We start from the raw sequence: 8675 nt of genomic DNA on the forward strand, positions 1-8675 counted from the left end.
GACATAGGAATGAACGCTGAGATAGGTCAGGGCACCGACCGCGGCCAGGAGCAGGGCATTGGCCGGAATGTGCAGATTGAATTCGGCCAGGGCATGAAAAGCCACCGCCATCAAGGCCCCCAAGCCTCCCAGGCCCAGGCCCGCGGCAAAATAATCCTGCCGCTGCCGCCAGCGGTCAATGAGCCGGTAGAGCAAAATCAGGAAGCCGCCCACCACCAGCAAAAAGCCCAGGCCGCCGGTTTCGGCCAGCAACTGCAGCCAGTCATTGTGGGTATAAGTATAAAAGACGCCGTTTATTTCATGCGGTTGATGCTGATAATACAAATCCCCGAAGGTGGCCAGGCCGGAACCCACCAGCGGAAAATCGCTGAAGATGGCGAAGGCGCCCATAAAGGCACAATAGCGCCCCCAATGTTGCAGGTCCAGAAAACGGGCCAGGGCCGGGCCGGCCCCCAAGAACAGGCCGTAGCCCAGGGCCAGGACCAGGAAAAGCACCATGATGGCCAGGGTGCCGCGTTTGCGGGAGCGGCTCCAGGTCAGGGCGCCCATCATCACAAAGGCAAAGACCAGGGAGGTCATGGCCCCCCGGGAACCGGTGAGAATCAGCCCGGCGGTCAACACGATCAGCAGGAAGAACAGGGCATACCGCCTGAACTGGGGTTCGAGGCGCTCGGCTTCGGTCATTTTGATAAAGCGCCGCCAGCCGGTGCCTGGCGCCTGGTTGAGTCGGGGCGGCCGCATGGCCTGGAACAGGCCGAAGCCCAGACAGATGGCCATGGCCAGGAAAGCCCCCAGGTTGTTGCTGTTGATAAAGGTGCCGCTGAGCCGGAAACCGGCATAGATATTCTTCCAGCCCCAGATGCGGTGCGAATGCAGGGTGGCGGCGCCGTAGGCCACTTCGAACAGGGCCACCGCCAGGATGACCCCGACCAGCAGCCGCATCTGCAACCGGCTGCGGACGGCATAGAGCAGCAGGAAGAACAGCAGCACCGCGGGCAGCAGTTTTAACAGTTCCAACTGCGTGGCATAGGCATTGAGCGACAATGGCACCGCGGCGGCCAGGCCGTAGCCGTTGCCCAGGGTCCGTATTGCCAGGGCCTCGGGAGAAAGCCACCCCACCAGGACCTGGGGCAGATAGATGACCTGCAGGATGATCAGGGCCAGGAAGGCCAGCACCAGGCCCCAGAGCGGCGGCCGCGGCCAGTTGTAGGGCAGCCATGGCCCCCAAAGCACCCTGAGCAGCAGCACCGCCAGCAACAACAGGCTGAGCAGCGCGATTAACACGCCCAGGCTGAAATAGGCCCAGGTGTGGACCCCGGCAAAGGCCAGTGGCGCGAAGATCAGCACCACGCTCGCCCCGCTCAGGATCACCCAGGACCACCAGGTTACTGGTTGCATTAGGCCTTTCCCTCCCGCAGCAAACTTTACAAAGAGGTCTCAATGCCGAACAGCAACCGATGCTCATTAAAGCTGTAGGTGCTGAAATTGGAATCCTTGTTGATGAAGTTGTAATCCAGCCGCAGCCTGAAATAAGAGGTGAAGGGCCGGCTCAAGCCGCAGCCCACGGAGATGATATCGTCATCCCGTTCCTTAAGCCGGCCGGTGACCGGATCCGCCGCCACATCAACGTAATTGTTGTTGATATAATAAAAGGCCAGATAACTATCAGTCCGGAAATAATGCCAGTGCTTATTCAGGGTGACATAGACGGCGCTGTTCTCATAGGCGTTGTTGCCGAAATCGACGTCATCCTGGTAAGAGCGTTGGGCGGTGAGAGCCAGATTGGTATAGCGGCTGTAGCGATAAAGCGTCTGCATGGCCAAGGCCCAGGAGTTGGGACTGTTATTGCGCCCGGCGAGGTCGGTGTCATATTCCCGGAAGGTATAGCCGAACTTGACGGTCCCCGACAGCTTGGCGGTCGGGTCCCAGGTCAGGCCGATCAACGGTGAGTGGCTGAGGCTGTCGTTGATCGATCGATTCGGATAGACGCGCCCCTGAATGATGTATTGCACCAGCGCCGCGGTCTTGGGCCAGAATTTATAGAACAGGGTGGCCCCGCCGGTGTGATACTGGTAATCGTCCTGCCGATCGATGGCCTTGGCAAAGTCGAGATTATCGAATTGATAGTTGGTCTCCAGTTTCCAGACGTCGGCAAAGGCATAGGCTGCCTTGAAATAGGGGGTGGTGCGATCGTAGCGCCTTTTCCGGCCCACCACCGCCGAGCGCTCTTCGGTGGCGTGCCGATAAGCCGAACCGAACCCCAGACTCAGGCCGCCGCGGAAATTGAAATTAGCATCGGCATTGACATTATGGTCATAATGACTATCGGTCGAATGACTGCTATAGATAAAATAATCGCCCAGGTATCCCAAAGAAAGCCGGTGGCGATGCGCCAGGGGCAGTTCAAGGCTCAGACCCGGTCTGAGGTTATTTACATAATCGGATTTTTTATCGGTCGAAGTCTGATAAATATTACTGCGGTAAATGCCGTTATAAGCCAGAAACGGCGACACCCGGAAAGGTCCCAGGCGGTGGAAGGTCCACCCCCGGCTCAAGGTATCTTCGGCCCAGGCATAGCCGTACGGGGCCAGGGTGCCGGTCGCCGGACCGACTTGCAAGTTTTCCGAGGGCCGCACCGGTTCGATGACCGGGAAAAATTCCGGCCGCGCCGCGGGCGCGGCTTCCTCCCGGCGCTGCTCCTCTTCTTCCCGGAGCTGTTTCTGCCATTCCAAGACTTCGCGGGCCTGGTCGGTTTCCCCCGCCTCGGACCGGCCGGCCGGCGTGTCCGGTTCCGCGGCCCAGGTCTGGTCCTGGTAGAGACCGGTGAGCAGCACCCCCGCTAAAACCATGATCAACAACTTCGGTCCCTTCCTGCTTTGGAAACACCACATTTTATCACCCCCAAGGCAGAAGCCGGGGCTTACCCCATTCACCCGGCTCATGGAACATGAAACTGCTTAACTGGACGGACTGGCGACGTAGCCGCCTCCGCCGCCTCCTCCCGGAAAGCTGGGAGGTCCGGCGCCGGCCGGGGCCACCGGCGGGGCCGGGGGCGCATAAGTATAGGTTTCGGCCCCGGGACAGTTGCAGGCAGCCAGGGCCGCTCGGACGTCTTCAAGCTCGGCCCCGGCGGCCATGGCCGCGTCGGCGATCACCGTGCAATCCAGTCCGGCCTCCCGGGCGCATTTCATCATCTTGGTGACCTCCACCCCTTGGGCCAGCAAGGCTGCAAAGATGCGGGAGAGGTCGATGCCCTGGGCCAGGGCCCCCTTAACGATCGCGCAAGGGTCGGCTCCGGCGGCCATGGCCTGGCCAATGACCGCCTCGATGGTCAAGCCGGCGGCCAAGCCGTTAGCGATTACCTGTTCCATGGGCACCCCGGCGGCGAGATCCGAGGCCACTGTGGCCTGACCTGAACCGGTCTGGACGGTCAGCAGCAGACCCATCAGGGCCAGAACTACGGTCAGCTTTTTCACCATTCTCATCTTATCCCCCTTTCAAATCAATCTTCAGAATAGCACCAACGGTCAACGGCTGTAATTCAGGGTCTGGTGCAGCCGTGCCGCCAGCCGCGGGTTAAGGTCCTGGAGGGCGAAATATTGTTCCAGGGCGCCCCCCCGGTTCCAGCTCAACCATTGCGCCAGGGCCAGGTAGAGCCGGGCTTCGCCATGACGGGGGCGCTGCTGCACCGCCTCGGTGAGGATTTCCACGGCCTCCTGAGGCTGCGCCCCAACCGTCAACAACAACTTGCCTAAGGATAGATAGGCCTCAAAAAATTGTGGATTAAGGGCGATGGCTTTCTTAAAGTTCTCTACCGCCTCGGCTGATTCCCCTTGGATCCGGGCGATGGTTCCCAGATACCACCAGGACTGCGCGGCTTCGGGAAATCCCTCTCCGGCTTGGCGAAAACACTGTCGCGCCCGGTCGAAATCTTTGGTTTTATATGCCAGTTGTCCCAGCTTAAAGTAGGCCTCCGAAAGATGTGGATTGATTTTAACCGCCCTCTCATAAGCCAGAATCTCTCCGGCCTTATCCCCTAGTTTTTGCCGCGTCTTTCCCAGCCAGAATGAGGCCCGAGCATAGGAAGGCAAGAGCTTTATGGCCTTGTTCAAATCTTTCTCCGCGCCCTCATAGTCCTTTTGGAAAAAGCGGGCCTGGGCTCGTCCATAATAGGCCTCAGGAAACTTTTTATCAATCTTTATCGCCTCATTGAACTTTTCAACCGCATCGACCCAGTTTTGTCTGACCATGGCGGCCATCCCTTGCCAGAACAGCCCCTCGGGTGACTTGGTCCGAGCTAAATCTGCAACCTCCTCAAAAGACTTGAGTGCTTCAGGGTTTTTTTTCACTGGCGGTAACTGGGAACGGTTCAGGGGCAGGAAATAGAGCGAGGATTTTCCTCTTTCCGGTGGGCTATTTAATCGATGGGCTATGCCCATTACCTCGCCAGCCTGGCTGAATAGTGGAGTACCACTGGCCACGTCGCTTTTGGAAAGTCTTAGATCCAGTAGCGCCAGCCGGGGGGAAATCGGATAGATTCCTTTGATCGCCACTTCCTTGAAGGTTATCTGGGAACGCTCCCGGGCGGGCAGCATTACCCGTTCGGAGGGCTTTATTGCTTTATACTTACTGACCGAGGAGGCTACCAGACCTTCAGCGTTGACCTTCAACAGAACCCAGTCTTGGAGCCGATCTAGCTGAACCACTCCCTCGATCAGGTGTAAGGCGCCTTTGGCGGTTTTGATCATTCCGCCTTGACTGTTTAAGAAAATCTCTAAACTAGTAAGGATTAGGCCCCGGGGATCAATAATTACTCCCAGCCCTTGCCGCAGGGGCTGACCCTGGGAATCGAGGCTGACCACGGTCACGATGCTTGGACCGGCGATATTATCCGCCCTGGCACAATTGATGGTCAACGGGGATAAGGGGGAGAACATCAGGAAGACGATGATGACTCGAAGCATCGTCTCTGGCGGAACTCGAGAGGATTTATCCATGAATACTGGGGGAAATTCCTAAGCATTTGTGGCAGAATCCAGGGCTGCAACTCTTGCTTAGCGGCTCCACCGCCTCTTCGTCCAGTTCCACCGCCACGCTGCGCTTCAAAATGTCGATGGTGACCACCAGCCGGCGTTTTTGGTCCTTTCGGTTGACCACTATCCCTTCGGCGCCCCTTAAGGGTCCGTCAATAATGCGAACCGGTTTCCCCTTGGTTATAGAAGCCCAGGGATTGATGGGGCGACCGCTGGCCAGCATCAGTTGTATGGATTCCACCTTCCCGGGCTCTACCGGGCTGAAGTGGTTATTAAATCCCACAATACGTACAATTCCCTTGGTTTTGATAATCTCATGGTAAATATCCGGTTCGAGGACCGTGCGGACAAACAGATATCCGGGGAATAGTGGGATTTTGATAAATTTTCGTCGATCCCGGCGACGGCTTCTGATCTCTATGAGGGGCAGGAAGGACTCTAAGGCCTTGGAACATAAGCATTCATGAACCTTGACCTCATGGCGGCTGCGGGTATGAACTACATACCAGGGAGGGCAAGTCTGATACGGAGCATCTGGTCCGAGTAACCCGGTTTTAATCCCAGCAAGTCCATCCATGAATGTTTGCCTCCATTAGTACATAGCTCCGCCTTCTGGATTACAAACAAATTCCTCATTTTTCTGATTAATACTAATATGTTACACCAATTTCGGCCATCCTGGCCGCGCATCGGAACCTAGGTCTCCTACTCTGGGAGCCGGTCTAGCCGGCCTGTGGTCGAAAAGAGTAATTTATCCATTGGTTGCTGGGCTGCTTATTGATTAAGACTCTCCCCCGAGTAATGTTTACCATGTTTGATTTATAAACCATTTGGCAAATCATTGTCAACAAAAAACCCATTGGTTCATTATATTACTCCGGGCATTTAAAGGGTTGATCTGAGGGGAGGGCCGGGGGAACGCCAGCCCTCCGCCCTTCCCTCAAGTTCCCTTCCCAACCTCCTCTCCCAAGAGCTGTTTTTTTCTAACCACGATTAATTTATTTTATGACCCGAGTAATAATTTCTTCTCGTTAAACTTAGCTTCAGGCTCACGGTCAGTGGGCATAGCAAGTTAACAGGTCCTGCCTGATTTACTATTTTCTCATTTCCCGGCAGATCTTGGCTATCCGGGAAGCTATCCGCTGCTGCCGAACCGGAATCTTTAAAAGGTATTCTTGGCAATCCAAAGGAACCCAAGCCTTCTGAAGCTCTGGATTAAGCTGCTTGATGGTTTCGTAAGAGATCCCTAAAACCCGGGCGAACCACCTTAAATCAGTCCCCCCCGGTAATTTAACCCGACTATAACGCATCGGGGTCTGATAGCTAATCCCGGTAAAACCATATTTTCCCGGATTTTTAGTGATCAACGCGGCGGCAATGAATTGGGGGACATAGTTGCAGGTCTCGGGGGGTAATACTCTCTTCTTAGCCAAATCCCAGAAGTTTCGAGTATCGTGACGGTTTACTGCCCCCTCCACCCGTTTCTCCCCCGCATTATATCCCGCCGCCGCCAGATACCAGGAACCAAACTGCCGATAGAGGTCTTTTAAATAACGGGCCGCCGCTACGGTAGCCTTCTCTGGATCCCGGCGTTCATCTATCCAGTGATTAACTTTGAGACCATAGCGCACGGCCGTCTCCCGGATGAACTGCCAGGGGCCGATCGCGTTGGCCACGGATCGGGCCCAGGGGCTGAAGCCACTCTCAATCATCGCCAGATAAGCCAGATCCTGGGGCAGTCCCTGTTTTTTAAAGATGCCTTTCATCATGGGGAGATAACGGCTGGAGCGGGCCAGATAAACGCTAAAGACCTTCTTTTTGCTTCCGCAAAAATGCCGTATATAGGCCGATACCTGCGCATTGATGGTCATCGGAAGATCAAACTTCCGGCCATCTGCAGTCCGGAATATGCCGACCATCTGGTTGGCCTTTAAAAACTTTTCAATTTCCCGGGCCAGTTCCCTATCGACCGCCTCGGGCTTTGAAATATGCCCGCTATGATCCCTAATTCCCGTGGGATAAAAACAGCTTGAGGGGATAACTGTTTCCGACACTTGCCTTTCCGATAATTGCGGCAAACGCTGAGACCCCCGGTCACTAGCGCAGGCCCACATCAGCAGCCCTAGGCCCAGAACGACCCAGAGTCTGGATTTTGCCCTAACCTTTTGCCTCGCCATCTAAGCCACTTACCCTTTAGGAAATTGTGACTGGGGACACCATCGCGTCTACTCCCCACTCTTTCCACCAAATAAAAGTCCATCCTGGGACAGTAAACTTAGGATGAGCTAATTCGACCCAGGAATCAGAGATTCCCCTGGCCCGGGTATACTATTAAAGCCTGTTAAGAAAAAAACATTATATATAATTATATTATAGAGTTATGCATGGAAAGCCGGAATATTGCTCAGAGCGTTTCATTGATTAACTTTTCAGGCTGCATATTGGACGTGTTTCCCCGGGAAATTAATGGGCGACGATGTCCGGTTTACATTGGCGACTACGGCGGTACCTTCTCAACTTGCACATCAACTGCGTTTGATTGCCGGGGCGTTGACGACCCGGGGCATTGCTTTGGACATCTTGATTGAGCAATTCGTCCGGGATGAGCTCAGGACTATAACTGGGTAGAAAAACTATCCGAACCGGAAGCCCATTTTTCCGAAAGGGCCTCTGGCATAGACGGACTCCCAGGTTGATCTGAAATTGCTGCTGAATGAACGCCGTCAAAGTTTTGCCGTCCTACAGATGCCCCGACAACCCCATCCAGATTAGGATATTGACGATCGTCTGTCAAGCCCAGGGGTGTATTATTGGGCTTGGGCGATGGGATAACTCAGCCCATTCCTAGGCTTAGTTAAACATGCTTAGCTCCTCACAGGAGATTTTTGCCGAAATCTTCCGGGATAGGTCAGAAAAACCGGTAAGTCCCACTAAAATTGGCTGAGGTCAAGGCCGGTGGGATAAGCCCGTAGTCCTGGCGGAAAAAAGTTGAAATCAGCCGGGGAAAGGCTGATAATGGGACGCTGAGGCCGACCTGACCAGAGACGGCCAAACCAGGGCGCGGGAAGGACCATAAATTTTTGTTGGTTTTAGTCAAACACTATCCCAGACCTCAGGCGATCCTCAGTTGCGCCCGCCGACCGAACTTCATGGAAATATAACACCTGCATCCGGGCCAAGTGCTTTAAAGGATATTCTTTTCCATGAAAAGCCTTGACAAGAAAGCCTCTCGTGCTTAAGTTATCTAAATTAAAAATAAAATACAAAACTAAAATGTAAGGAGAATGAAATTATGAAACGATTTGTTGGGTTAATTGGAATAGCTTGTTTGGCGTTATTGGCTGCCTGCGGTAGCCAGGGTGAAACACCCAAGAGCAAAGAGACAGTATCACCTGAAAAGGTAAAAAGAGAAGTAAAAGAAGGAGCTGAAGCAACAAAACAATATATGCTACAGCAAAAGGACAAATATCAAAAAGCAACAGAAGCTAAGTTGGCTGACCTTAATAAAAAAATAGAAGAATTAAAGGCCAAAGCCGAAACTGCGAAAGCCGAGGTAAAGGCTAAGCTTAATGAACAAATTGCTAATTTAACTAAAAAGGCAGAGGATATAAAACAACAGCTAAGGGAACTTAAAACAGCAAC

At 54.1% G+C, this 8675-nt stretch carries 8 protein-coding genes; 2 read left to right on the forward strand and 6 right to left on the reverse strand.

Features of this window, described 5'->3' with window-relative positions; all coding sequences use genetic code 11:
• From JRG72_10780 to JRG72_10805, 6 genes are all read right to left on the reverse strand, one after another.
• Positions 1-1398: O-antigen ligase family protein (locus JRG72_10780; GenBank protein ID MBW2135689.1), on the reverse strand; the 1398-nt coding region annotated here is incomplete at its 3' end.
• Positions 1399-1424: 26 nt separating this feature from the next.
• Positions 1425-2858, reverse strand: a complete 1434-nt coding sequence (locus JRG72_10785) for an outer membrane beta-barrel protein (GenBank protein ID MBW2135690.1) — start codon at positions 2856-2858, stop codon at positions 1425-1427.
• A 99-nt stretch (positions 2859-2957) separates the two neighbouring features.
• Positions 2958-3485, reverse strand: a complete 528-nt coding sequence (locus tag JRG72_10790) for a hypothetical protein (GenBank protein ID MBW2135691.1) — start codon at positions 3483-3485, stop codon at positions 2958-2960.
• A 42-nt stretch (positions 3486-3527) separates the two neighbouring features.
• Positions 3528-4997 carry a tetratricopeptide repeat protein gene (locus tag JRG72_10795; protein ID MBW2135692.1) on the reverse strand — a complete coding sequence of 490 codons (1470 nt, stop codon included), beginning with the start codon at positions 4995-4997 and terminating at the stop codon, positions 3528-3530.
• Positions 4990-5610: a UpxY family transcription antiterminator gene (locus JRG72_10800; protein MBW2135693.1), complete on the reverse strand. Its 621-nt coding sequence runs from the start codon at positions 5608-5610 to the stop codon at positions 4990-4992. Before JRG72_10800 ends, JRG72_10795 begins: the two co-directional genes overlap by 8 nt.
• Before the next feature lie 517 nt (positions 5611-6127).
• The gene (locus JRG72_10805; GenBank protein ID MBW2135694.1) at positions 6128-7087 is read right to left on the reverse strand and encodes a lytic transglycosylase domain-containing protein; all 960 of its coding nucleotides are present in this window, start codon (positions 7085-7087) and stop codon (positions 6128-6130) included.
• Positions 7088-7499: 412 nt separating this feature from the next.
• On the opposite strand from JRG72_10805, the gene JRG72_10810 reads away from it, so the two are divergent.
• The gene (locus tag JRG72_10810) at positions 7500-7661 is read left to right on the forward strand and encodes a hypothetical protein (protein MBW2135695.1); all 162 of its coding nucleotides are present in this window, start codon (positions 7500-7502) and stop codon (positions 7659-7661) included.
• A 664-nt stretch (positions 7662-8325) separates the two neighbouring features.
• A partial coding sequence (locus tag JRG72_10815; protein MBW2135696.1) for a hypothetical protein occupies positions 8326-8675 on the forward strand: 350 nt, incomplete at its 3' end.

The sequence above is a fragment of the Deltaproteobacteria bacterium genome, from assembly GCA_019309545.1.
Taxonomy (GTDB): Bacteria; Desulfobacterota; Desulfobaccia; order Desulfobaccales; family Desulfobaccaceae; genus Desulfobacca_B.